Source organism: Rhodococcus sp. 5A-K4 (genome assembly GCF_046097995.1).
GTDB lineage: Bacteria > Actinomycetota > Actinomycetes > Mycobacteriales > Mycobacteriaceae > Rhodococcus_F > Rhodococcus_F erythropolis.
The window spans coordinates 21,342-47,020 of record NZ_JBJURM010000039.1 but is presented as its reverse complement, the minus strand read 5'-3'; the positions used below and the strand labels follow the sequence as shown (position 1 = coordinate 47,020).

Genomic DNA, 25,679 nt, shown 5'->3' with positions numbered 1-25,679 from the left:
CTTCGTTCATCACTCGCTGCGAATCGGCAACGAACGGGACGGCGCCGAACGCAGAACAGACGATGTCGAAACTCTCGTCGGCAAATGGCAGGAGTTCCGCACTTGCCTGAATCAACGGGACTGCCGGTCCGCCGGCATTCATCGCGTCCAGCCCGCGGGCGAGCATCCCCATCGAGATGTCGAGACCGACGGCCCGAGCACCGTGTCCGGCGAGCCATCGGGCACACGGCGCCGAGCCGCAACCCACTTCCAATATGTCTTTGTCGACTATGTCGCCGAGTAAGTGGTGATCGCCCTCGTGCAGCCCTTCGGGGCACCAGACGAATTCACCTTCCGCGCTGTTCACGCCCAGAAACTCGCCGTGGGTTCGGTGGTAATCGTCGGCGTCGGCGTCCCACCACGCACGGCTGGCACGGTCGCTGGCACTGGAATCGACACGGACCCGGCCGACACCGCTGGTGCCGAGAATGGAATTGGCGGCGGCATGGCGCTCGTCAGACATGAACAACACAGTAGAACGGGCGATGCGGGCGCAGGGTACCCGGGTTTGCCCGGCAAGATAGCCGACGCGTAGTCTTACTCACGCGAGTGTCTGTCATCCGACCGATTGTCTATACGGGATCTTTACCAAGGTCTCGGAATCAGTTGGACCGAGGGAGCTCGCGGTGCGCTTCCGTGGTGTGGAATGTGATCCGGTATTCGGTTGTTCGTTATTGATGCAGCTGGGTACTTCGATCTAGTACTTCACAAAAGTACTTCCAACATTTGTACGCCACAGTTGCGCATCTCGTCCGACAAAATCCATCAACCGACCACAACTCGTCCGGAGCAATTCAACATATGCCCTCCACAACCGTCACCTCGCCGCAGGTTGCCATTAACGACATTGGCTCCGCCGAGGACTTCCTCGCCGCCATCGATGCCACGATCAAGTACTTCAACGATGGCGACATCGTCGAAGGAACCATCGTCAAGGTCGACCGCGACGAGGTTCTGCTCGACATCGGTTACAAGACCGAAGGTGTCATCCCTTCTCGTGAGCTCTCCATCAAGCACGACGTCGACCCCAACGAGGTCGTCTCCGTGGGAGATGCGGTCGAGGCTCTCGTCCTCACCAAGGAGGACAAAGAAGGTCGACTGATCCTGTCGAAGAAGCGCGCTCAGTACGAGCGTGCCTGGGGCACCATCGAGGAGCTCAAGGAGAAGGACGAGGCCGTCAAGGGCACCGTCATCGAGGTCGTCAAGGGCGGCCTCATCCTTGACATCGGTCTTCGTGGCTTCCTCCCCGCTTCGCTCGTCGAAATGCGTCGCGTCCGCGACCTCCAGCCGTACGTCGGCAAGGAGATCGAGGCCAAGATCATCGAGCTCGACAAGAACCGCAACAACGTGGTCCTGTCGCGCCGCGCATGGCTCGAGCAGACTCAGTCCGAGGTTCGCAGCGAATTCCTGCACCAGCTCCAGAAGGGCCAGGTCCGCAAGGGCGTCGTGTCCTCCATCGTCAACTTCGGTGCATTCGTGGACCTGGGCGGCGTAGACGGTCTGGTTCACGTTTCCGAGCTGTCTTGGAAGCACATCGATCACCCGTCCGAGGTTGTCGAGGTCGGCACCGAGGTCACCGTCGAGGTTCTCGACGTCGACCTGGACCGCGAGCGCGTCTCCCTGTCGCTCAAGGCAACGCAGGAAGATCCGTGGCGTCAGTTCGCCCGCACGCACGCCATCGGCCAGATCGTGCCCGGCAAGGTCACGAAGCTGGTTCCGTTCGGTGCATTCGTGCGCGTCGAAGAGGGAATCGAAGGCCTCGTTCACATCTCGGAGCTCGCTGAGCGCCACGTCGAGGTTCCGGACCAGGTTGTCGGCGTCGGCGACGATGCACTCGTCAAGGTCATCGACATCGACCTCGAGCGTCGTCGTATCTCGCTGTCGCTGAAGCAGGCCAACGAGGATTACAACGCCGAGTTCGATCCGTCCAAGTACGGCATGGCCGACTCGTACGACGAGCAGGGCAACTACATCTTCCCCGAGGGCTTCGATCCCGAGACCAACGAATGGCTCGAGGGCTTCGACAAGCAGCGCGAAGAGTGGGAGAACCGCTACGCCGAGGCTGAGCGTCGCCACAAGATGCACACCACTCAGATGGAGAAGACCGCTGCAGACGAGGCCGCTGAGGCTGCCACCGCTGCTGCCGGCTACTCCTCGGAGACGGCTGCTGCAGACGATGCTGAGGCTCCGGCTGCTGCCGGCTCCGCTCCGGCAGAGTCCGCTGGCGGATCGCTTGCCAGCGATGCGCAGCTCGCCGCACTTCGCGAGAAGCTGTCGGGCAACGCATAAGGATTACCGCTTGATCTGATCAAGCGAGATCTGTGAAGAACCCCGTCCCTGCACTTGCAGGGGCGGGGTTCTTTCTCGGTCAGGTATCAGTGGCACGCGAAGAATTCAGTGAGTGAACGCAAAAATGACCGGCACCGTAGGGTTGCCGGTCATTTTTTACTTCGTGAAAAAACTCAGTTTGCGGGAGCAGGCACCCAGTAGGTGGCGGTCGCTTCGGCTGTGCGCTTACGCATCGATGCGAAGCTGTGTCGGCCTTGGCTCACGAGCATCGTGAACCACGTACGACGGTGCTCTGCCAGGGCAAAAGCAACTTCGGGAAACTCTATGCAGTGCACGCCGTTCGGCATTCCGAGGCGGTGCTGACCGTGATGGTCGCGATCTGCTCGCATGGCGTCCACTTTCTCGAGAAGGTGCAGGTACAGGTGCGTTCGCTAGAACATAACCGCACGGTCACCGAAATTGTGGTATTTGAGCCTCGAACGCCCCGGCGTGTTCGATCGGTAGGCGTGTCTCAATCTCTCGGGCGCGGAGATGAGAGACTGTCGAGTGTGTTGAGAGTAGGCCTCACTGGAGGCATCGGAGCCGGTAAGTCGACAGTGTCGAAAATCCTCAGCGAACTGGGAGCCGTCATCGTCGACGCCGACCTGATCGCCCGAGAAGTGGTCGAGCCCGGTACTCCTGGCCTTGCCGCTCTGGTCGACGCATTCGGCGACGGGATTCTGTCGGAGGACGGCAGCCTCAACCGCCCCGCGCTGGCCTCGTTGGCGTTTGCCGACGACACGTCACGCGGAACTCTCAATGGCATCCTTCACCCACTTATCGGTGCGCGGACGATGGAGCAGATCTCGTCTGCACCGTCGGATGCAGTGCTCGTTCAAGACATTCCGCTGTTGGTCGAGGGTTCGATGGCGCCGGCGTTCAACCTGGTCGTCATCGTCTACGTCGACGAGGAGGAACGAGTTCGACGCTTGGTGGGCTCACGCGGCATGCCGGAATCCGACGCTCGTGCGCGCATCGCAGCGCAGGCACATGACGATCAGCGTCGTGCGGTTGCCGACGTGTGGCTCGACAACAGCGGAGAGCCGGGTTCACTCGACGACGTGGTCCGCGACCTGTGGGCGAATCGACTTGTACCTTTCGAGAAGAACCTCCGCGAGCGCACGGTAGTACGTGCACTGCCGGAGCTGGCTCCAGCTGACCCGTCGTGGCCGGCACAGGCCGAACGGATCATCGGCCGGTTGTCGCTGGCGTCCGGCGACCGCGCGCGCCGTATCGATCACATCGGATCGACCGCGGTGCCTGGTCTCGATGCCAAGGACGTGATTGACATTCAGATCACTGTCGAGCACCTCGGCGTTGCCGACGACCTCGCGGAAGATCTGGCCGCTGCCGGGTTCCCCCGGATCGAGCACATCGTCGCCGACGACCCGAAACCGTCGTACCTCGGTGGTGAAACCGATCCGGCGGTGTGGGCAAAGCGGATTCACGGCAGTGCCGATCCAGGGCGCCGCGCGAACATTCACATTCGGGTGGACGGTTGGCCCGGTCAGCAGTTCGCGATCCTCTTCCGCGACTGGCTTCGCGCCGATGCGTCGGCGCGTGCCGAGTATGCAGAACTCAAGGTCAAGGCAGCCGAGAGTGCCGCAGGCATCGACGACTACGCCGCTGCGATCGACGCCTACCTGGGAGTCAAGACGCCGTGGTTCGACGCCGCTTTCCACCGGGCGTGGGAGTGGGCCGAGAAATCAGGCTGGTCCCTCTAACCGCTCAGCGCCACGTGACCGGCATGCCCACAGAGGTGAGCCAGGCGTCGAGATCGTGACCGTGGGCGGCGATGCCGTCGATAGCGCGGGCCGCGTTCAGCATCGCGCGCTCTGACGTCTTCGGGTCGAGAATCCCGGCGGTGTTCGCCTCGAGCAATTCGTCGACGTCGAGCAATTCGATGCTGCGTCCGGTCTGCACGATCAGGTCGAGGTAGTGGTCCTCGGATGTCCAGACCTGCTCACCGCGGGTGAAGTCGCCGATGTCGACATAGAAATCCCAGTCGCGGACATGCTCTGGTGTGAAGTGGAAAATCGATGCTCGAATTCCGAGTTCGGGAATGATCCAGGACTCCAGGTAGTGAAACCGGGGATGGTCGGCGTGGCGCGCCATGTACAGCCCCCACGGTTCTTCGCGGTAGTGCTCGACCGGGCGAACGAAACCCTTGGGATCGACGTTGGTGCGAGCTGCGATGTCGAAGGTTTCGACCTTCGGCCGGTGAATGTGGGGACGTTCCTCGCTCATGGTCGAAGAACCTACCGCCGAACTGCATTTTCGGCTGAACGCGGACGAGCAGGCATTGTGTCGGTGGGTGCGCCTACCCTGGTTTCATGGCGTTTGCTTCCGAACATCCCGTGGTCGCGCATTCCGAGTTTCGGCCGGTTGGTGACATCGAGCGCTCAGACGCGCGCTTCGAGGTCGTCAGCCCGTACGAACCGGCAGGCGATCAGCCGGCAGCTATCGCCGAGCTTGAAAAACGGATCAATGAGGGAGAGAAGGACGTTGTCCTCCTCGGTGCGACCGGTACCGGTAAGTCCGCGACAACAGCGTGGTTGATCGAAAAGCTGCAGCGCCCGGCTTTGGTGATGGCTCCGAACAAGACCTTGGCGGCTCAGCTCGCGAACGAGCTTCGGGAAATGCTTCCCAACAACGCGGTCGAGTACTTCGTCTCGTACTACGACTACTACCAACCCGAGGCGTACATCGCCCAGACGGACACTTACATCGAGAAGGATTCGTCGGTCAATGACGACGTCGAGCGGCTTCGCCACTCGGCAACGTCCAGCCTTCTGTCACGACGGGATGTGGTCGTGGTGGCCTCGGTGTCGTGCATCTACGGCCTCGGTACACCGCAGTCGTATCTCGATCGCTCGATTCAGCTCGACGTCGGTGTCGAGGTACCGCGCGACGCGTTCCTCCGTCTGCTCGTCGACGTTCAGTACAACCGCAACGACATGGCGTTCACGCGAGGTTCGTTCCGCGTGCGCGGCGACACGGTCGAGATCATTCCTTCCTACGAAGAGTTGGCGGTCCGCATCGAATTCTTCGGTGACGAGATCGAGGCGCTGTACTACCTACATCCACTGACCGGGGACATCGTTCGCCAGGTCGACACGGTTCGCATCTTCCCGGCGACGCACTACGTCGCCGGTCCTGAACGCATGGAGCGTGCAGCCAAGGACATCGAGGCGGAACTGGAAGAGCGACTCGCGGAACTCGAGGGCAAGGGCAAGCTTCTCGAAGCTCAGCGTCTGCGCATGCGAACGCAGTACGACCTAGAGATGATCAAGCAGGTCGGATTCTGCTCCGGCATCGAGAACTACTCGCGCCACATCGACGGCCGTGGCCCCGGAACTGCCCCCGCAACTTTGATCGACTATTTCCCCGAAGATTTCCTGCTGGTCATCGACGAGTCACATGTGACCGTTCCGCAGATCGGCGCCATGTACGAGGGCGATATGTCGCGCAAGCGCAACCTGGTCGAATTCGGATTCCGGCTACCGTCGGCAACCGATAACCGCCCTCTGACTTGGGAAGAATTCAGTAAGAGGATCGGTCAGACCGTCTACCTGTCGGCGACGCCCGGTAAGTACGAGTTAGGTCAGTCCGGCGGTGAGTTCGTCGAGCAGGTGATTCGCCCGACCGGATTGATCGATCCCGAGGTCATCGTCAAACCCACCAAGGGGCAGATCGACGATCTCGTTCACGAGATCCGTGAGCGTGCCGAACGTGACGAGCGTGTGCTGGTCACGACGTTGACCAAGAAGATGTCGGAAGACCTGACCGACTACCTTCTCGAACTCGGAATTCGCGTCCGGTATCTGCACTCGGATATCGATACGCTCCGGCGAGTCGAGCTGCTCCGGCAGCTCCGCCTGGGCGAGTACGACGTGTTGGTCGGCATCAACCTCCTGCGTGAGGGACTCGACCTCCCCGAGGTGTCGCTGGTCGCGATCCTCGATGCCGACAAGGAAGGCTTCCTTCGTAGCTCCACCAGCCTCATTCAGACGATCGGTCGAGCGGCTCGAAATGTGTCCGGCCAAGTACACATGTATGCGGACAAGATCACCGCATCCATGGCGCAGGCCATCGAGGAAACCGAGCGGCGACGCGAGAAGCAGGTCGCCTACAACGAGAAGATGGGCGTCGACCCACAACCTCTACGCAAGAAGATCGCGGACATTCTCGATCAGGTGTACGAGGAGGCAGAGGACACAGCGGCGTCCGTGGACGTCGGTGGTTCGGGTCGCAATGCGACGCGTGGTCGGCGTGCGCAGGGCGAGGCCGGTCGTGCGGTCAGTGCGGGTGTGTACGAGGGGCGCGACACCAAATCGATGCCTCGGGCCGAATTGGCAGATCTGGTCAAGGAACTCACCGATCAGATGATGAACGCTGCACGCGACCTTCAGTTCGAGTTGGCTGGGCGATTGCGAGACGAAATCTCGGATTTGAAGAAGGAGCTCCGAGGGATGGACGCCGCGGGTCTCAAGTAGGTCGCCTCGCGTGGGTTCGTGCTCTCGACCGCTACGGTTTCAGGTATGGATGCACAGACTGCAGGCAAGACCGCGCGGACTCTCGAACTTCTCCACTCGTTGGCGTACTTCGTCCCGGAGACGGAGAAGGAGCTTGTCGGCGTCGGGTTGGAGCCCGGCCGAATGGTGTACTTCGCGGGGCGATCAGCACCGCTCGGCGCTCCACCGGCGACTGTCGTCACGGCCACCTTCTTCAACTTCAATCCCGAACTGATCGCCAGCGTCATCCCACGTGCCTGGGAATTGGCAAGGCCCACAGAGGTTGTCGCCGCGCGGTATCGGGCAATCGACGCGGCGTACGTCCGCCTGTTCGGTGCGGACGTGACAGGATCGGCAGACATGGCCGAGGCCGCCGAACTCGTGTCGATCGCGGCTCAGAACATACCCGGAGTGGACGGCCGCCCCCTGTACGCGGGTTGGGCGTCGCTCGACTGGCCGACCGAACCGCACCTGCGTTTCTGGCACGCGCTGACACTGCTGCGTGAGTATCGCGGCGACGGCCACATTGCGGCTCTTCAGACCGCGGGATTGAACGGCCTGGACGCGTTGATCACGCACACCGCGACGGGAATCGGGTTTCAGCGTAAGTTCGCGCAGACTCGCCGCGGATGGTCGCAGGAACAGTGGGACGAGGCCGTCGAGAGTTTGAAGGACCGCGAACTGCTGGATCGTTCGTCCGGTGCACTGACCGAGGACGGGCAGGAACTGCGTGACGTCGTCGAAGACCTGACTGACGACCTCGCTTTGGCTCCGTGGGATGCGCTGGGTGAGGAGGGTGCCAAGCGGTTGCTGGAATTGGCGACGCCGTGGCGTACCGCCCTGGTCGAGCAAGAAGTTTTTCCGGCGGCGCTGTTCGGGCCCCGCTTCGGCAAACTTCGCTGAGTGGTCACCGCCGCACAAATGTGTCTGTGACGAAGAATCACATTCATTGTGGGCTTGTGGCGTGTACTGCAAATAACACTATCCGCGGCACAATCCCGCTAATGTCAGCGCAGCGGTTGTCGAGCGGGCGCAACAGCGTTGCGCCCGGTGCCGGCCGTACCGTCCGTCCCGTAACCATGGAGGAATGAATGAGTGCCTACCGGACCGTTGTCGTAGGAACCGATGGCTCCGAGTCGTCACTGAAGGCAGTCGACAGAGCTGCCGCCATTGCCAGTGGCTCGGACGCTCAGCTCGTCATCGCGTGTGCGTACTACCCGGCTGATCCCAAGGACGTGAGCGCTGCCGCTGATGCGTTGGGTAACGAGGCCTACCAGGTCACCGGTTCCGCTCCGACCTACGAGATCCTTCGCACCGCTCGTGAGCGCGCACATGCCCAGGGTGCAAAGGATGTTGTCGAGCGCGCTATCGTCGGCGCTCCCGTCGAATCGCTTCTCGCTTTGCTCGACGAGGTCAAGGGTGACTTGCTGGTCGTCGGAAATCGCGGATTGAACACACTGACCGGGCGTCTGCTCGGATCGGTGCCTTCCGATGCGGCGCGCAAGGCGACATCCGATGTCCTGATCGTGCACACCGTTCGCTGACCTACCGGCAGTAGTCGGCCTCGGCCGCATCGACGAACACTTCAGCCAGCTGATCGGCGCTGGGGGGCGTTGTCGATGCGGCCGAGTCGTTTCCGGTGGTGACCATCGGTTCGCTCGCGCCGTTCAGCGATACCGTCCGCAGATTCGCGATGATCATCGCTCGATCCGTGCCGGCCGCGAGTTGCTGGCAGACGCCGTCACCGAGCGCCTGCAACATGTCGTCGGAAAAGGCGGGCTTGACCCCCGTAGACGCGAGCGCCGCCCGCAACCGTTCGGCATCGTCTACCGGTTTTTCGGTCGGTGCGGCAGCAACGGCAGCGATGTCGTCGCTTCCTGCAGCAGCCGTTGAACTCGAATCATCCTCTGAACAACCGGCTGTCACCGCCGCAAGCATCCCGACACCGATCACCACGCGAGCGATCTTGCGGATGGGTGCGGCGGAACTTGCGGGCAGGCCAAGCACGAGGGGTCATTCCTTCAGTCGTCGACACAAATTGGGGTGACACCACGATTCGTGGTGTCACGCACGAACCTACTCCGTGAGGCTCACGAATCGAAGGCCTACTCTGCTGCCGCGACGCCGTCGAGAACCGCGGGGAGCGACTCGACGTGAATGATGCCGAGCCTCTGGGTAGCGCGGGTCAACGCGACGTAGAGGTCGTTCATTCCGCGTGGTGACTCGTCGAGAATGTCGGCAGGTTCGACGATCAACACGGTGTCGAACTCGAGTCCCTTGACGTCCTTGACCGACAGGACACTTACGGTCTCACTCGCAATGCCCGCCAGATCGGCAACGACCTCGGAACCGGCGATCACTGCGGTGATACCGGGATGCGACTCGGACTCGATGCAACGGCGCACGGTCGATTCCAATTCTTCGGCCGTGGTCTTGAGTGCCCACGGCGCGAATCCGCTGTCGCGTACCGACCGGGGCACGGATTGCTCCGGGTCGATCTCTTCGAGCACACGGTGCGCGACATCCATGATCTCCGAGGGAGTTCGGTAGTTGACGGTCAGTTCGGTGAGCTTCCAGCGCTTGGCGACGTAAGGCTCGAGAATCTTCTGCCAGGACGAGGTTCCCGCGGGATCACCGGTCTGAGCTGTATCGCCGACCAACGTCATCCAGCGATTCGGTATGCGCCGCATCAGCATTCGCCACGCCATTTCGGAGAGCTCTTGGGCTTCGTCGACGATCACGTGACCGTAGGTCCAGGTTCGGTCGCCGGCAGCGCGTTCTGCCGTGGTCTGGCGCTGGCCCTGATCGTGGCGCTGGGCGAGTTGGCTGGCGTCGATCAAGTCGTACGCCATCAAGATCTCGGGGTCCAGCTCGTCTTCGAGATCCTGTGGTGCAGAGCCGGTGAGGATGTCGAGGGCGCCCTGGGCGTCGGCGATCTGCGCGCGCCATTCACGTTGTGCGCGTTCGCGTTCGGCGGCATCGTCGACTCCGAGGATCTCGGCCAGTTCATCGAGGAGGGGAGCGTCTGCCGCACTGAAACCCGGTCCGACGCTCTGCAGAAGCTCGTCGCGTTGGGCGTCGTCGAGTTGCGGCGCTGCCTTGGCCAACCTCGCCGGAGAGGTCCACAGTTCCGCGAGGATTTGCTGCGGCGACAATTCAGGCCACAGCTTTCCGATGGCGGACATGATGTCCGCGTCCTCACGCATCTCGTCGCGAATGTCGGCGATGTCGTCCCGACTGAGGAGTGAGCCGCCGTCCACGAGGTTGCCGCCGATGAGTTCGGCCATCTGCAGTGCCAACGCCTCGATGACTGCTGCCACGAAGATCGGGCGCGCCAGGTTGTGTGGGCGACGCGACGACCGAGCACGTCCGCGAGCCTTCGTGACAGTCTTGCGATCCAGCTTCAAGTCGTACGTGTCGAATCGAAGGGTGATCGGCTTCGACGGGACTTCCTGCCGATCCCGGACGGCGTTCTTGAGTACGTCGAGGATCGCGAGGGAACCCTTGATCTCACCGGCGGCGAGGGAATCCGTTCGAGTCGCACGCACTCCGGGGTACAGGTCCCCGATCGTCGAGAGCAGAACTCCGGTCTCACCGAGTGAAGGAAGGACCTGGCTGATGTAGTCGAGGAACGTCGCGTTCGGCCCGATGATGAGAACACCGGCCTTGGCCAGTTGCTGGCGGTAGGTGTAGAGCAGGAACGCGGCACGGTGAAGTGCGACCGCGGTTTTGCCGGTGCCCGGACCGCCCTGGACCACCAGAACGCTTTTGTGCTCGGAGCGGATGATGGCATCCTGCTCACTCTGAATGGTCTCGACGATGTCGTTCATCTGACCCGTACGCGCTGCGTTCAGAGCGTCCAGGAGTGCGCTCTCACCGGCGACGCCACCGGCTTCGGTCACCACGCCGGCGGCTCGGGCAGCGTCGAGGTCCAGGTATTCGTCGTTGATTCCGGTGACTGTTCGGCTCCGACTGCGGATATGGCGTCGTCGCTTGACGCCCTCAGGTGCCGCGGGCGTCGCCAGATAGAACGGGCGTGCCATCGGAGCTCGCCAGTCGAGCAGTAGCGTTTCGTAGTCGTTGTCGGTGTCCAGAATTCCGAGTCGGCCGACGTAGCGTCGCTCGTCGTCGAAGTCGATGCGTCCGAAACACATTCCGTTCTCGGCTGCGTCGTACTTGGCGAGATCCTCGGTGTACATGGCATTGAAGGATTCGCGTTCACTGCGTGCTTGCGGGGTTCCGCCGGTCTCGAGGAGGACCGTGCTCAAGCGAGTTTGGGCATACTTTCGAAGATCGTCGAGACGGGAGTACAACATCGTCACGTACTGCTGCTCGAGCTCTTGCTCGTTCAGTGACGGGTCCGCGTCGGGCAAAGGATCTCCTAGGCTTGATGAGAAATTCACGCGCTGCAAAAGCGCCAAGACAGTCTAGTTCCCCCAGATGAACTGCCGCATAGATACAGGTCAGGCCACCCGAAGGTGGCCTGACCGTGTCTTCGGTGCACTCAGTGCGTCAATTCGTCCTTCTTGGCGCGAGCCTTTTCGAGCGCCTTCTCGGCGCGCTTTCGGGCACGCTTACCCAGTACCTCGGTCTGCTCCGACGCCGTTTCGGCCCACTCGTTGCTCTTTTCGAGCGCGAGTTCGGCGAACTCGGAGCTGCGCTTGCTCGCCAGCTCTGCCAGTTCGGCGCTGCGCTCGCGTGCGGTCTCGGCCAGTTCGGAGCCGCGCTTCTGCGCGACTTCGAGGATGTCCGGGCCGCGTTCTTTGGCGACCTCTCCGAGTTCCGCGGCACGCTTGCTCGCGATCTCCGCGAACTCGGAGCTGCGCTCCTTGGCAAGTTCGAGCCAATCCGTGCCGTGCGCCTTCGCGGTTTCGGCAAGTTCGGAACCGCGTTCGGAAGCCACTGACAGAGCGTGTTCGACGCGATCGCTCGTGTGATCGGTCTGCGATGCGACCAACGGAAGTGCCGCGGCGATAGACGCCTGAGCCTTCTTCGCGGCGCGGCGGCCACGCCAGCCGAGCGACGGCTTGCCCTCGGTGTCGACGGACGCGATCATCAGTCCGCCGAGCAGGCTGACGTTCTTGATGAAGTTGGTCCGCTGCATCGCTCGCAGTGACGGATCGGTTTCGTTCCAGAAGTCGTGACCGGCAAGCGTGGTCGGTACCAGGCTCCCCGCGAGGACCAACGACGCGAGGCGCGGCGCCTTGCCGGTGGCCAGCAGGGCACCGCCGCCGATCTGGACGGCGGCGTTGATCTTGACGAGTGTTTCCGGATCAGCAGGCACCTTCTGCGTCACTGCTCCTGGCAGCGTCTCGACGGATTTGTCGATCAGCGGTGACGCTTTGGCTGCTCGCTGAGCGGGGTTGCGCAAAGCATCGATTCCCCCGGCGATGAAGATCGTGGAAAGCAGTGGACGAGCAATTCGACGTACCAGCATGTTTCAAGCCTCCCGATGTAGGTTCGTTTTCCACCCTAGCGATCTCACAAGGAATTGGTCCGGTTCGGCGATCCCGCGACGCCTGACCCGGTTGACGGATTCCTGGTCGCCGAAGCGCGCTGTACTGCGTCGATGACTTCTCCACCGATCCGGACACACCGTTCTGAAGTATCCGTTACCGCGTATCCGCATACGGCGTGTTCGAAGGTGTCACACAATGCGCACCGTTCGAGCACGATGGTGTTGTGACCACGAAGGTATCGCTGAGCCGACGCCGTCCGTGGTCTTCGATTTGGGTGCGGCGCCAGCTGCGACTCCAGGGGCGTGGGCCGCTCGCGTGGATGCGATCAACGCCGAAGCGTTGCGCTGTTTTGTCACCGATTGGAACGACGATCCCAACTTCGTCGTTCTGGATTGGCAGCATCCGGGCTACACCTTCGACGCGGAGGCGCATGCTGCCGCGAAAGAGTTGGCGGAGTGGCGTGTCCCGATCTATCCGAACGGCGACTACTACATATTCAGTCGAGACGACTTCACGGAAGGGACCTTCGGCCATCCGTGGGAACGCACGCTGTGTGTGTTCGGGGAACGGATGGTCGAAGGACTCGGCCGGACTCTCTCGACCTGGCTTCCGCGACTTCGCGTCGACGGTGAACAGGTCGACGATGAACAGGTCGATAGTCAGGAAGTCGGCTAGCAGGGTCCAGTACGGAGCAAGCGGAACGTCACCAACCGCGCTCGCGCCATTCCGCCAAGTGCGGGCGCTCGGTACCCAGCGTCGTGTCCTTGCCGTGCCCGGGGTAGACCACAGTCGCGTCGTCGTACCTTCCGAACAGCTTGTTTTCCACGTCGTCGAGCAGGGAAGTGAACTTCTCGGGGTCGGCGGTCTTTCCGACGCCTCCGGGGAAGAGTGAGTCGCCGGTGAAGAGGTGAACCTGCCCGTTCGGTTCGGTCAGAGCCAACGCAATGGAACCGGGCGTGTGGCCGGACAGGTGAATGACGTCGAGGCTCAGATTGCCAACTGTCACCTTGTCACCGTCTTCGAGGAGTACGTCCGGGGTGACGGGAAGGACCTCCGCGTCGAGAGGGTGAGCGGCGGTCGGCACCTTGGTGGCAGCGTGGACGTCCTGCAGAGCCAACCAGTGATCACCGTGTTGGTGGGTGGTGACGATGGAATCGAAAACAGGTGCTTCCTGTTCGATGAGCGCAATGATCTTCTCGGCCTCGTTGGCCGCATCGATCAGGAGAGATTTCCCGGTCGCGGAACAGACGACGAGGTAAGTGTTGTTGTCCATGGGGCCGACCGACATCTTCGTGATGACGGCGCCGTCGACTGTGCGCCGCTGAGGGGCAGAATCGGGGGAGACCTGACCGGTGTAGGAGTCGTCGATCACGATGGGCTGATTCGTCATGAAACGCAGGCTACCTTCGAATAGGGGCAGGTAGAGCGATGGGCTCGCCTGGTGAGAAAAACGTGTCGGTGGCTCGGCCTACGATGACGATCGCTCGAGGACTCGCGTTTGCGAGGCCACTCGAGACTTCTCCGGGGGGACGGCCCCGGACGATTGACAATGAAGGGAATTGGTGTGGCGGATCGCCTGATCGTGCGGGGTGCGCGTGAGCACAATCTGCGAGGAGTCGATCTCGACCTCCCGCGAGACAGCCTGATCGTCTTCACCGGGTTGTCCGGCTCCGGCAAGTCCAGCCTCGCGTTCGACACGATCTTTGCCGAAGGTCAGCGTCGCTACGTCGAGTCACTCTCGGCATACGCGCGTCAGTTCCTCGGTCAGATGGACAAGCCCGATGTCGATTTCATCGAGGGTTTGTCGCCGGCGGTGTCCATCGACCAGAAGTCGACCAACCGCAACCCCCGTTCGACGGTGGGCACGATCACCGAGGTCTACGACTACCTCCGGCTCCTTTATGCCCGCGCAGGTTCTGCGCACTGCCCGGTCTGTGGTGAGAAGATCGCACGTCAGACCCCGCAGCAGATCGTCGACCAGGTGCTCGAGATGGAAGAGGGCATCAAGTTCCAGGTCCTCGCACCGGTAGTCCGTACCCGTAAAGGCGAGTTCGTCGATCTCTTCGATCAGCTCAACACCCAGGGCTACTCGCGCGTGCGCGTCGACGGAGTCGTCCATTCACTCGCAGATCCGCCGAAGCTCAAGAAACAGGAAAAGCACGACATCGAAGTAGTGGTCGACCGATTGCAGGTCAAGGCGAGCTCGAAGCAGCGCCTGACCGACTCGGTCGAGACCGCACTTCGATTGGCCGAAGGCATCGTGGTCCTCGACTTCGTCGACCGCGAGGAAAATGCACCTGATCGCGAGCGTCGTTTCTCCGAGAAACTGGCCTGCCCGAATGGCCACGCACTCGCGATCGACGATCTCGAACCGCGCTCGTTCTCCTTCAACTCGCCCTACGGCGCCTGCCCGGAATGCACCGGCCTCGGTATCCGCAAGGAGGTCGACCCGGATCTGGTGGTTCCCGATCCTGACCTGAGTCTCGAAGACGGTGCAATCGCGCCGTGGTCGATGGGCCAGAGTTCCGAGTACTTCGGACGCCTGCTGTCCGGCCTCGGCGACATTCTCGGATTCGACATGAAGACGCCGTGGAACAAGTTGCCGGCGAAGGCCCGCAAAGCAATCCTCGAAGGCAGCGAAGAGCAGGTGCACGTCCGGTACAAGAATCGGTACGGCCGTACCCGTTCTTACTACGCGGAGTTCGAAGGTGTGATGCCCTTCCTGCATCGCCGCCTCGAGCAGACCGAATCCGATCAGATGAAGGAACGCTACGACGGGTACATGCGCGACACCCCGTGCCCGGCGTGTGGTGGTGCTCGCCTGCGCCCCGAAATCCTGTCGGTAACTATCGCGGCGGGAGACTTCGGCAGTAAGTCCATCGCCGAGGTCTGTGAACTGTCGATCTCCGATTGCGCGGATTTCCTGAACAGCCTCACTCTCGGTTCGCGTGAAGAGGCAATCGCGGGTCAGGTCCTCAAGGAAGTTCAGGCGCGCCTCGGCTTCCTGCTCGACGTCGGCCTGGAATACCTTTCCCTCTCGCGAGCCGCGGGCACGTTGTCCGGTGGCGAAGCCCAGCGAATTCGCTTGGCAACGCAGATCGGATCCGGACTCGTCGGTGTGTTGTACGTGCTCGACGAGCCGTCCATCGGCCTGCACCAGCGTGACAACCGGCGACTGATCGAAACCCTGACGCGCCTGCGCGACCTCGGCAACACGCTGATCGTCGTCGAACACGACGAAGACACGATCCGTACATCCGACTGGGTGGTCGACATCGGACCGTACGCCGGCGAGCACGGCGGCAAGGTCGTCCACAGCGGACCGTACGAAGAACTGCTGACGTGTGAAGAGTCTTTGACCGGGGCCTACCTGTCGGGTCGCAGCTTCATCGAGGTTCCGGCCATTCGTCGGCCGGTGGATCGCAAACGCCAGGTCACGGTCGTCGGAGCTCGCGAGCACAATCTCGACGGCATCGACGTAAGTTTCCCGCTGGGTGTTCTCACCGCTGTCACCGGTGTCTCCGGTTCGGGCAAGTCGACGTTGGTCAACGACATTCTCGCGACCGTCATGGCGAACAAGCTCAACGGTGCACGCCAGGTGCCTGGCCGTCACACACGAATCAACGGTCTCGATCAGCTGGACAAGCTCGTGCAGGTCGATCAGTCTCCGATCGGCCGGACTCCGCGATCGAATGCGGCGACGTACACCGGTGTGTTCGACAAGATTCGAACCCTGTTCGCGGCCACCACGGAAGCGAAAGTCCGCGGTTACCAGCCCGGCCGATTCTCGTTCAATGTCAAGGGCGGACGCTGCGAAGCGTGCTCCGGCGACGGAACCTTGAAGATCGAGATGAACTTCCTGCCGGACGTGTACGTGCCCTGCGAGGTATGCCACGGCGCTCGGTACAACCGCGAAACGCTCGAGGTCCACTACAAGGGCAAGTCGATCGCCGAGGTACTCGACATGCCCATCGAGGAAGCAGCCGAGTTCTTCCAGCCGGTCACCTCTATTCACCGGTACCTCAAGACGCTGGTCGACGTCGGACTGGGCTATGTCCGACTGGGTCAGCCGGCTCCGACCCTGTCCGGTGGTGAGGCGCAGCGCGTCAAGCTGGCCGCCGAGTTGCAGAAGCGGTCCACCGGTCGCACGGTGTACATCCTCGACGAGCCCACCACGGGTCTGCATTTCGAGGACATCCGCAAGCTCCTGATCGTGATCAACGGTCTGGTCGACAAGGGCAACAGCGTGATCGTGATCGAGCACAACCTCGACGTGATCAAGACGTCGGACTGGGTCGTCGATATGGGGCCCGAAGGTGGATCCGGCGGCGGAACCGTTGTGGCGCAAGGTACCCCGGAGGACGTTGCCGCGGTCCCCGAGAGCTACACGGGCAAGTTCCTCAGTGAGGTTCTCACCGCACAACACGCGCCCGTCAAGGCCAAGCCGATCACCAAGAAGCGTGCAACGAAGGCAGTTGCCGCAAAGAAGGCGGCGCCACGGAAGAAAGCTGCTTCCGTGAGCTAGTAGAAGGTGAGCAAGTAGAAGTCGGTCAGTGATGCCGGGTCGGAATCCGATCCGGCATCACTGCTTTGTCGATCAGGAAGCGGCGGCCTCGAGGATCACCTGGGCGACGTCTTCGGGGCGCGACCACATCGGCCAATGGCCGGTCGGGAGGTCGACGTACGTCACGGGGAGTTTCGCCAGTTCGGCGGCCATCGGATGACCTCCGTCTGCCATCTGGGCAATCACCGCGGACGGGAACGTGCTGCAAACGACGGTTGACGGCACCTGGTAGCGCTTTTCGTTCGTCAGGACAATCGGCTCACGCGCCGGCCCGGCCGGTTCGGGGACGGCGTTGGCGCGAAACGCCTCGAGAGCCTTCTCGTCGAGTCCTTCGAGGCTGCTGCCGTCTGCTTCAAGTTCTGCCCACGTCGGCAGCGGTATCTCGACGACGTCAGCGGCCAGATCCGGTCGCAGCGCCGCGCCGTCGGGCATGGGACCTGAATCGACGTAGACGATCCGCGCGACCCGATCCGGGATGCGATCGGTTACCGCGTATCCCACCGGGCCGGCGCCGCTGTGCACGACCAGGACCGTACGTTCGTCTGAATCCGATACAGCGTCGATGACTGCGCGGACGTGGGCGTCGAAGGTGACCGCTGATCTATCTGCATCGACGGCGTCGAGTCCGGGCAGCGTCAGGCTGGTCACGCGGGTGGTGTCGGAGCGCTCGAGGTGGGGGAGGACTGCGTCCCAAGCCCATGAGCCGAGCCAGAATCCGGGAACAAGAACGATGTGAGTTTTCATGGACTCACTGTGCAATCAGGTTGGTGACAACAGAGTGTCACCAATTATGTCACTGTTTGGTATCGAAATCTGCGACACTGGTGAACGTGAATCGAGCTGCGAGATTGCACGCTCTCGTCGAAGAGCTTCGGCGACAGGGCGATCGAGGGGCTACGTGTTCCCGATTGTCCGAGGAATTCGGTGTCACCACCCGGACGATCAAGCGGGATATCGAGACTCTGATGATGTCGGGCGCGGCGATCGAGGCGCGCTCGGGCCCCGGGGGTGGATACCGACTCGTAGGTCGCGCCACGCTACCGCCGGTCAATTTCACTGTTCCGCAAGCAGTTTCAATCGCGTTGGCATTGACGGCGGCCGGTGACGCCCCGTTTGCGCCGGACGGACGAGCAGCTCTGGCGAAACTGCTCGACGTGATGGACGAGGAGAGTCGTCGTAAGGTCGCCGAACTCGGTGGCCGTGTGTGGATTCGCGGCGACGGCGGGGTAGTAGCGGATTCGCGCACGAACCGGCGGGCCGTCGAGCAGGGGCTCGAACAGAGTCGCGTCGTGTCGTTGCACTACGTGGATGGGGACGGTGCGGAGACGGTGCGGGCAGTTGAGCCGCACATTCTGGCGCAGGACCGTGGGCAGTGGTTTCTCATCGGCTGGTGTCGCCAGCGCGACGCGGTGCGGTGGTTTCGACTCGATCGAATGCGTCGGGCCACGCTCACGAACGATCACTTCACACCACGGGATTCGACCCTGTTCGGCCAACCGCCCGAAGACGCTCGGCCTGTAGCCCCACGAAGGTGACCTGTTCAGTCGATCATGTTGCGGGCTGCGGCAACGGAATCCGCGATCAGTTCGGTCAGGACTGCCATGTCGACGTCGCTCAGCCGTTTGACGTACAGGCAGCCCTTGCCGATCTTGTGCTTGCCGAGGCGCGCCAGTGTGTCGGTGTAGTCGTCGAAGTTCAGCGACAAATACAACGTGAGCGCGGTGGCCCTGGGGGAGAACCCGATCAGTGGGGTGTCACCTTCGTGGCCACTCGCATACCGGTAGTGCCGTGCCCCGAAACCGATGATGCTCGAGCCCCACATGACGGCAGGCTCGCCGGTCGCGGCCGACAGCAAGGAGATCAGCTCCACGCTGTCGGCACGCTTGCGGTCGTCGACGCGTGAAATGAATGCGTCGACGTCCTCGGGCGTCGGTTGGGTCTTGTTGGCGGTTGCCAACTCAGTAGACCGGACCGGTGAACTTCTCGCCCGGTCCCTTTCCTGGCTCGTCCGGGTGCGAGGAGGCCTCACGGAATGCGCGCTGCAGGGCTTGAAGGCCTTCACGGATGGGTCCGGCGTGGGGGCCGAGGTATTCGACCGACGCAGTCACCAGTCCGGCAAGCGCCGTGATGACTCGACGAGCTTCGTCGAGGTCCAGATAGGGACTGGAAGACGGATCGGCGTCGGAGAGGCCGAGTTTTTCGGCAGCCGAACTCATCAGCATCACTGCGGCGCGGCTGATGACCTCGACCGCGGGAACTTCGGAGAGTTCGCGGACGTCGGGGTTCGCGCCGTCGGTGTTCTGATCTGCCTCGAAGTTCTCACTCATGGTTGTAAGGATTCCATCAGGCCGTGGTGGTGTTGAATCGGGCCTCTCCCGGCAGCACTGGGAGCGGCACCGATTTCTTTCATCTGTGGCGACCTGTTACTCTTGTTGCAACGACCGCCTCCGACTTGTTCGGGGGCAGCAAGTGGAGTCCGACTCCCACCTCTGCGCGGCAGGTGAAACTGCAGTTCAGTGGTTCCGGTCACCTGTTATCGGAGATCAATTCTTCGTCAGGTTCCTCGCTCAGTCGAGGAGATAGGTTTCGGCGTGAGCTGGATCTTATGTGATCGGTCGACATCGGGCCCCGCGGATGAGCAATCATCACAGCGGGGCTTTTTTGTTGGGGTGCGGGCGGTACGGGCTGCGTGCGGTCATGAAGACCGCACCGTTCAACCTAGGAGGCCCCATCAGCACTGAGACCCGCATCAACGATCGTATCCGCGTTCCCGAGGTTCGTTTGGTCGGACCTGGCGGGGAACAGGTAGGCATCGTGCGTGTTGAAGATGCACTCCGCTTGGCCCTTGAGGCCGACCTCGACCTGGTCGAGGTAGCTCCTGATGCCCGTCCACCGGTCTGCAAGATCATGGACTACGGCAAGTTCAAGTACGAGGCTGCACAGAAGGCACGTGAGTCACGTAAGAACCAGCAGCTGACGGTCATCAAGGAGCAGAAGCTCCGACCCAAGATCGACGACCACGACTACGAGACCAAGAAGCGCAACGTCGTTCGCTTCCTCGAAGCCGGTTCCAAGGTCAAGGTCACGATCATGTTCCGCGGACGTGAGCAGTCACGCCCCGAACTCGGCTACCGCCTTCTGCAGCGTCTGGGAGCAGACGTCGCAGATCTCGGATTCGTCGAAACCTCGGCAAAGCAGGACGGCCGAAACATGACGATGGTCCTGGCACCGCACAAGGGCGCCAAGACTCGCGTCAAGGCGCAGGAGAGCGCTCAGGCGCCAGTGGCTCAGGCTGCTCCGCGTCCGGCTCCGGCCGCACCGGCTTCCAGTGAAGCAGCTCCGGAAGCACCGGCGACCGGCGATGCCGCTCCCGAGGCTCCGGCCAGCTAGTCGATTTCCCAAGATCCACCACGTAACAAGAACTGAGGACTCCATGCCCAAGATGAAGAGCCACAGCGGCGCCTCGAAGCGATTCAAGGTGTCCGGCAGCGGAAAGCTCATGCGCCAGAAGGCCGGCCGTCGCCACCTTCTCGAGCACAAGTCCAGCAGGGTTACCCGTCGTCTCGACGGTGTCGCTGTTGTCAGCCCTGACGACGCTCCGCGCATCAAGCGCATGCTCGGCATCTGAGTCGCCCCCTTACTGACCACCCGGGGCCGTACTTTCAGCCCCTAGATTGACAGGATTTTTCAAGTGGCACGCGTAAAGAGGGCGGTCAACGCCCAGAAGAAGCGTCGTTCAATTCTTGCTGCATCCAGCGGCTACCGTGGACAGCGTTCGCGTCTGTACACCAAGGCCAAGGAGCAGCAGCTCCACTCGCTCACCTACGCGTACCGCGACCGTCGTGCGCGCAAGGGCGAGTTCCGCAAGCTGTGGATCACGCGTATCAACGCTGCAGCTCGCGCAAACGACATCACGTACAACCGCCTCATCCAGGGCCTGCGTCTGGCAGAGGTCGAGGTCGACCGCAAGATCCTGGCCGAGCTCGCTGTCTCCGATGCCGAGGCCTTTGCCGGCCTGGTCGCACTCGCGAAGGCCGCTCTGCCGGCTGACGTGAACGCTCCTGCCGGAGAAGCAGCCTGATTCACGCATCACAGCAACGGCCCGTGGACCCGCTCACCGAGCGGACTCCGCGGGTCGTTTCTGCTGTCAAGCTCCTGCGCACAGCAGAACGACGCAAAGCAGGACGTTTCCTCGTCGAGGGCGAGAACTCGGTCACCGAACTGTTGAACGGTGCACTCTCGAACGGCGAGGCCCGCCCGGTACACGACCTCTTCTACACCGAGGACGCAGCCGAGCGCTATCAGCACGTCATCGATCGGGCGCTGACCGCTGGAGTTCGTGTTGCTCTTGTGACCGATCGAGCAATCAAAGCTCTGAGCGATACCGTCACGCCGCCCGGTCTCGTTGCCGTCAGCGATCTACTGGATGTACCGCTGAGCGCAGCCGTCCATCAGGAGACCCGCCTGCTCGCAGTGCCGGTCGAGGTCAACGAACCAGGTAACGCGGGCACCGTCATTCGCATCGCCGACGCAGTGGGTGCCGATGCGGCAATCCTCGCCGGTGACAGCGTCGATCCGCACAACGGCAAGGTCGTTCGTTCGTCGGCGGGCAGCCTCTTTCACCTGCCAGTCGTCCGCGATCGAGACACGGTGTCGGTGATCGAGCAGATTCGCGCAGCCGGCATTCAGATTCTCGCGACTGCAGCTGACGGCGAGGTCGATCTCGACGAGGCCGACGAGTTGCTGAGCAGGCCGACGGCCTGGCTGTTCGGTAACGAAGCTCACGGTCTCGATCCGGCGATCGCCGCACAGGCTGATCATCGGGTCAGGATTCCGATCCATGGCCGCGCCGAAAGCTTGAACCTCGCGACAGCGGCGGCAATTTGCCTGTACGCAAGCGCGCGGGTGCAAAATCGCGCCACCGATCACGGCTGAAAACGCACGCGAAGACCTCACGGAATCCCATTTGCGGAAGCCTGAGACAATACAAGAGCAGAGACAATGCTCGAGCGAGTTCGAATGCTCGCTCGCAGTACAAGAAGTAAGCAGTACAAGAAGCACGCAGTACGAGAAGTAAACCGAGAAGCGACAGGAGCGTCACAGCTGTGGCCAAAAATGAGGGCGCGACACCGCCGGAGGTCGACGCGAGTGTACTCACCGAAGAGGCGTTGACCGCTGCGGCTGAGAACGCCGAGAAGGCGCTGGCGGACGCCGCTGACCTGGACGCGCTGGCGCACGTCAAGGTGGAGCACCTGGGGGACAAGTCCCCGATCGCCCTCGCGCGCCGGGGACTCGGCAGCCTTCCGGGCAAGGAAAAGGCGGACGCCGGTAAGCGCGTCAACATCTTCCGCACTCGGATCAACAACGCGTACGACGCTCGTCGTGAGGTCCTCCTCGCCGAGCGTGACGCCGCGGTGTTGGTTGCCGAGGCAATCGACGTCACTCTGCCCTCCGATCGCCACCCCGTCGGGGCGCGTCACCCGATCAGCCTGATTTCCGAGCAGGTCGCCGACGTATTCGTCGCGATGGGTTGGGAAGTTGCCGAGGGTCCGGAGGTGGAGACCGAGCACTTCAACTTCGACGCACTCAACTTCTTGCCGGATCACCCTGCGCGCACGATGCAGGACACCTTCCACCTGGCACCCGAGAACTCTCGCCAGGTGCTGCGTACCCACACCTCGCCGGTGCAGGTCCGCACCATGCTCTCGCGTGAGGTGCCGATCTACGTGGTGTGCCCGGGCCGCACGTTCCGCACCGATGAACTCGATGCGACCCACACGCCTGTCTTCTCGCAGGTCGAAGGCCTGGCCGTCGACAAGGGCCTGACCATGGCCAACCTGCGCGGGACTCTCGACGCGTTCGCTCGTGCCCTTTTCGGCCCCGAGACGCGTACCCGTATGCGCCCCAACTACTTCCCGTTCACGGAACCGTCGGCCGAGGTCGACGTCTGGTTCGCGAACAAGAAGGGCGGCGCCGGCTGGGTCGAGTGGGGCGGCTGCGGCATGGTCAACCCGAACGTTCTGCGCGCCAGCGGTATCGATCCCGACGAGTACTCGGGTTTCGCATTCGGCATGGGCCTCGAGCGGACCCTGCAGTTCCGCAACGGTATCCCGGACATGCGCGACATCGTCGAAGGTGACGTGCGTTTCACGCTGCCCTTCGGTGTCGCAGGCTGACCGATCCGGTCCGCGGAACCTTCACAAAGACTTATCGACAAACGAGAGAGCTGAGCAGACGTGCGAGTAGCGCAATCCTGGCTGACCGAGATCCTGCAGCGGGCAACTCCGGACTGGGAGGTAACCCCGGAAGAGCTGGACGCCGGGTTCGTCCGGGTGGGACTCGAAGTCGAGGAACTCGACACACTCGAGGCGATCGACGGCCCGTTGGTCGTCGGCAAGGTCGTCTCCATCACCGAACTGACCGAGTTCAAGAAGCCGATCCGCTTCTGCCAGGTCGAGGTCGGCGAACCCGAGCCTCGCGGCATCGTCTGTGGCGCACGCAATTTCAACGAGGGTGACCTCGTCGTCGTTGCGCTGCCCGGCGCGGTGCTGCCCGGCGGATTCGAAATCGCCACTCGCAAGACGTACGGCCAGGTGTCCGACGGCATGATCTGCTCCGTCTCGGAACTCGGTATCGGCAAAGACCATTCGGGCATCTTGGTGCTCGAGCCTGGTACCGCCGAACCCGGCGCAGATGGCAACGAGTTGCTCGGTCTCGGTGACACGATCATCGAACTGAACATCACCCCGGACCGTGGCTACTGCTTCTCGGTCCGCGGTCTCACGCGAGAGCTCGCGTGCGGCTTCGATCTCGAATATGCCGATCCCGCTTCGGTTCCCGCGCACCCGGCTGAGGGTGAAGCCTGGCCGGTGCGCCTCGAACCGGAGTCCAAGGCTTCGCGTTTCGTGATGCGGAAGATCACGGGTATCGATCCGCAGGCAGTGAGCCCGTGGTGGCTGCAGCGTCGACTTCTGCTCTCGGGTGTTCGCCCGATCTCGCCGGCCGTCGACGTCACCAACTACGTGATGCTCGAACTCGGTCAGCCTCTGCACGCGTTCGATGCGACCTCGGTGCAGGGCGACCTGGTGGTCCGTCGCGCCAAGGCGGGGGAGAAGCTGACGACGCTCGACGACGTCGAACGCACGCTCGATCCCGAAGACGTTGTCATCGCCGACGATTCCGGAGTCATCTCGCTGGCTGCCGTCATGGGCGGCGCAACCACCGAGGTGGGAACGGCAACGACGGACATCCTCCTCGAAGGAGCTACTTGGGATCCGCTCGCAGTCTTCAAGACGGCGCGCCGGCACAAGCTGCCGAGTGAGGCGAGCAAGCGTTTCGAGCGCGTCGTCGATCCGGCGATTCCGCTCGCGGCCGTCGACCGCGCAGCCGCTCTGCTGGTCGAGATTGCCGGCGGACGGATCGAGCCGGTCCTGACCGACGTGGGCGATGTTGCCCCTCGCGCTGCCATTCGCATGGATATCGACCTGCCCGATCGTGTCGCCGGAGTCACGTACCCCAACGGCACCGCAGCTCGCCGCCTCACCCAGGTTGGCTGCAACGTCGAGGTCGGCGTCAGCGAAGAGGGACACGGCCAGTTGGTCGCGACGCCGCCGTCGTGGCGTCCGGACCTGGTGCAGCCTGCGGACCTTGTCGAGGAAGTTCTTCGCCTCGAAGGTCTCGAGCAGATCCCGTCGGTGCTTCCCGCTGCTCCGGCCGGACGCGGATTGACTCCGTCGCAGCGGCGTAAGCGCACGGTGTCGAAGGCCGTGGCTCACGCCGGTTACGTCGAGGTCCTTCCTCCGGTCTTCCTGCCCACCAACGTCTTCGACGTCTGGGGCCTCGACGCGGATGATCCGCGCCGCAACACCAGCAAGGTCCTCAACCCGCTCGAAGCCGATCGTCCGGAGTTGGCGACCACGCTGCTCCCGGGTCTGCTGGAGATCCTGGCTCGCAACGCTTCTCGCGGTCAGCGTGATCTTTCGCTGTACGGCATCGCGCAGGTTGTCCTGCCGGGCCCCGATACCAAGCCGGTGGATGCATTGCCGGTGGATCGTCGCCCGACGGACGAGCAGATCGCGAACCTGATCGCGTCGTTGCCGGCTCAGCCCGTGCACATCGCTGCAGTGTTGAGTGGTTTGCGTGAGCCGAGCGGCCCCTGGGGTCCTGGCCGTCAGGCCGAGGCTTCGGACACTTTTGCAGCAGTGCGGGTCATTGCAGCTGCAGCAGGCGTCGAGGTGGAACTGCGTGCGGCGCAGTACCTGCCGTGGCATCCCGGCCGTTGCGCCGAGGTTGTCGTTGACGGCAACGTAGTCGGTCATGCGGGCGAACTGCATCCGGCTGTTCTCGAGCGTGCGGGATTGCCTGCGCGCACTTGTGCACTGGAAATCGACCTCGACGCTTTGCCGTTGGTCGAGAACCTGCCGGCGCCGCGCATTTCGCCCTTCCCCGCAGTGCTCCAGGACGTGGCGGTTGTTGTCGATCGCGATATTCCTGCGGCGAAGGTCCAGGAAGCTCTGCGTTCCGGCGGCGGCGAACTTCTCGAAGACATTCGCCTCTTCGACGTCTTCGAGGGCGAGCAGGTCGGTGAAGGCCGCAAGTCGCTCGCGTTCGCGTTGCGATTCCGTGGTGTCGACCGGACACTGACCGAGGACGAGGCAAGCGCGGCTCGCGATGCAGCGGTCGAGGCTGCCTCCAAGGCCGTCGGTGCGCAGATGCGCGGCTGATTTACTCAACTGATCACAGAGCCCACGTCCACTCCCAGTGGTCGTGGGCTCT

The 25,679-nt window shown here is 62.7% G+C and carries 24 protein-coding genes; 14 read left to right on the top strand and 10 right to left on the bottom strand.

What is annotated here, in order from left to right; translation table 11 throughout:
* Nucleotides 1-502 (bottom strand): class I SAM-dependent methyltransferase (locus ACKAMS_RS30940; RefSeq protein WP_408989983.1); only part of this gene is annotated, 502 nt, incomplete at its 3' end.
* Between the two features lie 338 nt (nt 503-840).
* On the opposite strand from ACKAMS_RS30940, the gene rpsA reads away from it, so the two are divergent.
* Entirely contained in the window at nt 841-2,328 is a 1,488-nt protein-coding gene (rpsA, locus tag ACKAMS_RS30935) for a 30S ribosomal protein S1 (protein ID WP_019748632.1), read from the top strand.
* A 173-nt stretch (nt 2,329-2,501) separates the two neighbouring features.
* Here the strand turns inward: rpsA and ACKAMS_RS30930 are convergent, their stop codons facing one another.
* Nucleotides 2,502-2,717: a hypothetical protein gene (locus tag ACKAMS_RS30930; RefSeq protein WP_003944056.1), complete on the bottom strand. Its 216-nt coding sequence runs from the start codon at nt 2,715-2,717 to the stop codon at nt 2,502-2,504.
* 159 nt (nt 2,718-2,876) lie between these two features.
* Here ACKAMS_RS30930 and coaE point away from each other — a divergent pair, with 159 nt between their 5' ends.
* Nucleotides 2,877-4,091 (top strand): dephospho-CoA kinase, encoded by a 1,215-nt coding sequence (coaE, locus tag ACKAMS_RS30925; RefSeq protein WP_021334024.1) that lies wholly within the window; start codon nt 2,877-2,879, stop codon nt 4,089-4,091.
* A gap of 4 nt (nt 4,092-4,095) precedes the next feature.
* Here the strand turns inward: coaE and ACKAMS_RS30920 are convergent, their stop codons facing one another.
* Complete coding sequence (locus ACKAMS_RS30920; protein ID WP_020969736.1) at nt 4,096-4,614, bottom strand: DUF402 domain-containing protein; 519 nt, start codon at nt 4,612-4,614, stop codon at nt 4,096-4,098.
* A gap of 86 nt (nt 4,615-4,700) precedes the next feature.
* On the opposite strand from ACKAMS_RS30920, the gene uvrB reads away from it, so the two are divergent.
* The 3 genes from uvrB (at nt 4,701) to ACKAMS_RS30905 (ending at nt 8,425) form a co-directional block, all read left to right on the top strand.
* Nucleotides 4,701-6,863 carry an excinuclease ABC subunit UvrB gene (gene uvrB / locus ACKAMS_RS30915; protein ID WP_019748629.1) on the top strand — a complete coding sequence of 721 codons (2,163 nt, stop codon included), beginning with the start codon at nt 4,701-4,703 and terminating at the stop codon, nt 6,861-6,863.
* 45 nt (nt 6,864-6,908) lie between these two features.
* Entirely contained in the window at nt 6,909-7,784 is an 876-nt protein-coding gene (locus ACKAMS_RS30910; protein ID WP_029538185.1) for an SCO6745 family protein, read from the top strand.
* A 188-nt stretch (nt 7,785-7,972) separates the two neighbouring features.
* Nucleotides 7,973-8,425 carry a universal stress protein gene (locus ACKAMS_RS30905; protein WP_019748627.1) on the top strand — a complete coding sequence of 151 codons (453 nt, stop codon included), beginning with the start codon at nt 7,973-7,975 and terminating at the stop codon, nt 8,423-8,425.
* Nucleotide 8,426: 1 nt separating this feature from the next.
* Here the strand turns inward: ACKAMS_RS30905 and ACKAMS_RS30900 are convergent, their stop codons facing one another.
* The 3 genes from ACKAMS_RS30900 to ACKAMS_RS30890 form a co-directional block, all read right to left on the bottom strand.
* Complete coding sequence (locus tag ACKAMS_RS30900) at nt 8,427-8,888, bottom strand: DUF732 domain-containing protein (RefSeq protein ID WP_020969734.1); 462 nt, start codon at nt 8,886-8,888, stop codon at nt 8,427-8,429.
* A 98-nt stretch (nt 8,889-8,986) separates the two neighbouring features.
* On the bottom strand, nt 8,987-11,254 hold the full coding sequence (locus tag ACKAMS_RS30895) for a HelD family protein (protein WP_408989982.1): 2,268 nt from the start codon (nt 11,252-11,254) through the stop codon (nt 8,987-8,989).
* Between the two features lie 131 nt (nt 11,255-11,385).
* Nucleotides 11,386-12,318, bottom strand: a complete 933-nt coding sequence (locus ACKAMS_RS30890) for a DoxX family protein (protein ID WP_205906192.1) — start codon at nt 12,316-12,318, stop codon at nt 11,386-11,388.
* A 217-nt stretch (nt 12,319-12,535) separates the two neighbouring features.
* Here ACKAMS_RS30890 and ACKAMS_RS30885 point away from each other — a divergent pair, with 217 nt between their 5' ends.
* Complete coding sequence (locus tag ACKAMS_RS30885) at nt 12,536-13,015, top strand: DUF2716 domain-containing protein (protein WP_020907890.1); 480 nt, start codon at nt 12,536-12,538, stop codon at nt 13,013-13,015.
* Between the two features lie 28 nt (nt 13,016-13,043).
* Here the strand turns inward: ACKAMS_RS30885 and ACKAMS_RS30880 are convergent, their stop codons facing one another.
* Nucleotides 13,044-13,730 carry an MBL fold metallo-hydrolase gene (locus ACKAMS_RS30880; protein ID WP_020969731.1) on the bottom strand — a complete coding sequence of 229 codons (687 nt, stop codon included), beginning with the start codon at nt 13,728-13,730 and terminating at the stop codon, nt 13,044-13,046.
* Nucleotides 13,731-13,904: 174 nt separating this feature from the next.
* Here ACKAMS_RS30880 and uvrA point away from each other — a divergent pair, with 174 nt between their 5' ends.
* Nucleotides 13,905-16,865, top strand: a complete 2,961-nt coding sequence (gene uvrA / locus ACKAMS_RS30875) for an excinuclease ABC subunit UvrA (protein WP_024487477.1) — start codon at nt 13,905-13,907, stop codon at nt 16,863-16,865.
* 72 nt (nt 16,866-16,937) lie between these two features.
* On the opposite strand, the gene ACKAMS_RS30870 is transcribed toward uvrA, so the two are convergent.
* Nucleotides 16,938-17,648: an alpha/beta fold hydrolase gene (locus ACKAMS_RS30870; RefSeq protein ID WP_019748620.1), complete on the bottom strand. Its 711-nt coding sequence runs from the start codon at nt 17,646-17,648 to the stop codon at nt 16,938-16,940.
* A gap of 80 nt (nt 17,649-17,728) precedes the next feature.
* On the opposite strand from ACKAMS_RS30870, the gene ACKAMS_RS30865 reads away from it, so the two are divergent.
* Nucleotides 17,729-18,439, top strand: a complete 711-nt coding sequence (locus tag ACKAMS_RS30865) for a YafY family protein (RefSeq protein WP_019748619.1) — start codon at nt 17,729-17,731, stop codon at nt 18,437-18,439.
* A gap of 5 nt (nt 18,440-18,444) precedes the next feature.
* On the opposite strand, the gene ACKAMS_RS30860 is transcribed toward ACKAMS_RS30865, so the two are convergent.
* Both ACKAMS_RS30860 and ACKAMS_RS30855 read right to left on the bottom strand, forming a co-directional pair.
* Nucleotides 18,445-18,861: a DUF1801 domain-containing protein gene (locus ACKAMS_RS30860; protein WP_019748618.1), complete on the bottom strand. Its 417-nt coding sequence runs from the start codon at nt 18,859-18,861 to the stop codon at nt 18,445-18,447.
* Nucleotide 18,862: 1 nt separating this feature from the next.
* A complete protein-coding gene (locus ACKAMS_RS30855; RefSeq protein WP_020907885.1) occupies nt 18,863-19,231 on the bottom strand; it encodes a DUF1844 domain-containing protein in 369 nt (122 codons plus the stop codon).
* Nucleotides 19,232-19,601: 370 nt separating this feature from the next.
* Between ACKAMS_RS30855 and infC the strand changes: the two genes are divergently transcribed.
* The 6 genes from infC to pheT all read left to right on the top strand — a co-directional run bounded on the left by infC (nt 19,602) and on the right by pheT (nt 25,627).
* A complete protein-coding gene (gene infC / locus ACKAMS_RS30850; protein WP_003944008.1) occupies nt 19,602-20,294 on the top strand; it encodes a translation initiation factor IF-3 in 693 nt (230 codons plus the stop codon).
* 43 nt (nt 20,295-20,337) lie between these two features.
* On the top strand, nt 20,338-20,532 hold the full coding sequence (gene rpmI / locus ACKAMS_RS30845; protein ID WP_003944043.1) for a 50S ribosomal protein L35: 195 nt from the start codon (nt 20,338-20,340) through the stop codon (nt 20,530-20,532).
* 63 nt (nt 20,533-20,595) lie between these two features.
* Nucleotides 20,596-20,985 (top strand): 50S ribosomal protein L20, encoded by a 390-nt coding sequence (gene rplT, locus ACKAMS_RS30840; protein WP_019748616.1) that lies wholly within the window; start codon nt 20,596-20,598, stop codon nt 20,983-20,985.
* Nucleotides 20,986-21,008: 23 nt separating this feature from the next.
* Nucleotides 21,009-21,839, top strand: a complete 831-nt coding sequence (locus ACKAMS_RS30835; protein WP_317559795.1) for an RNA methyltransferase — start codon at nt 21,009-21,011, stop codon at nt 21,837-21,839.
* Nucleotides 21,840-22,009: 170 nt separating this feature from the next.
* The gene (pheS, locus tag ACKAMS_RS30830; RefSeq protein WP_003944109.1) at nt 22,010-23,080 is read left to right on the top strand and encodes a phenylalanine--tRNA ligase subunit alpha; all 1,071 of its coding nucleotides are present in this window, start codon (nt 22,010-22,012) and stop codon (nt 23,078-23,080) included.
* Nucleotides 23,081-23,140: 60 nt separating this feature from the next.
* Nucleotides 23,141-25,627, top strand: a complete 2,487-nt coding sequence (pheT, locus tag ACKAMS_RS30825) for a phenylalanine--tRNA ligase subunit beta (RefSeq protein WP_019748615.1) — start codon at nt 23,141-23,143, stop codon at nt 25,625-25,627.
* Nucleotides 25,628-25,679 lie beyond the last annotated feature (52 nt).

Bases quoted from the DNA above. Each gene is read 5' to 3' on its own strand.
- ACKAMS_RS30880 (WP_020969731.1), bottom strand. From the start codon at position 13,730: ATGACGAATCAGCCCATCGTGATCGACGACTCCTACACCGGTCAGGTC.
- uvrB (WP_019748629.1), top strand. From the start codon at position 4,701: ATGGCGTTTGCTTCCGAACATCCCGTGGTCGCGCATTCCGAGTTTCGG.
- ACKAMS_RS30910 (WP_029538185.1), top strand. From the start codon at position 6,909: ATGGATGCACAGACTGCAGGCAAGACCGCGCGGACTCTCGAACTTCTC.
- rpsA (WP_019748632.1), top strand. From the start codon at position 841: ATGCCCTCCACAACCGTCACCTCGCCGCAGGTTGCCATTAACGACATT.
- ACKAMS_RS30870 (WP_019748620.1), bottom strand. From the start codon at position 17,648: ATGAAAACTCACATCGTTCTTGTTCCCGGATTCTGGCTCGGCTCATGG.
- ACKAMS_RS30890 (WP_205906192.1), bottom strand. From the start codon at position 12,318: ATGCTGGTACGTCGAATTGCTCGTCCACTGCTTTCCACGATCTTCATC.
- ACKAMS_RS30855 (WP_020907885.1), bottom strand. From the start codon at position 19,231: ATGAGTGAGAACTTCGAGGCAGATCAGAACACCGACGGCGCGAACCCC.
- rpmI (WP_003944043.1), top strand. From the start codon at position 20,338: ATGCCCAAGATGAAGAGCCACAGCGGCGCCTCGAAGCGATTCAAGGTG.
- ACKAMS_RS30930 (WP_003944056.1), bottom strand. From the start codon at position 2,717: ATGCGAGCAGATCGCGACCATCACGGTCAGCACCGCCTCGGAATGCCG.
- ACKAMS_RS30885 (WP_020907890.1), top strand. From the start codon at position 12,536: ATGCGCACCGTTCGAGCACGATGGTGTTGTGACCACGAAGGTATCGCT.
- ACKAMS_RS30920 (WP_020969736.1), bottom strand. From the start codon at position 4,614: ATGAGCGAGGAACGTCCCCACATTCACCGGCCGAAGGTCGAAACCTTC.
- infC (WP_003944008.1), top strand. From the start codon at position 19,602: ATGAAGACCGCACCGTTCAACCTAGGAGGCCCCATCAGCACTGAGACC.
- ACKAMS_RS30905 (WP_019748627.1), top strand. From the start codon at position 7,973: ATGAGTGCCTACCGGACCGTTGTCGTAGGAACCGATGGCTCCGAGTCG.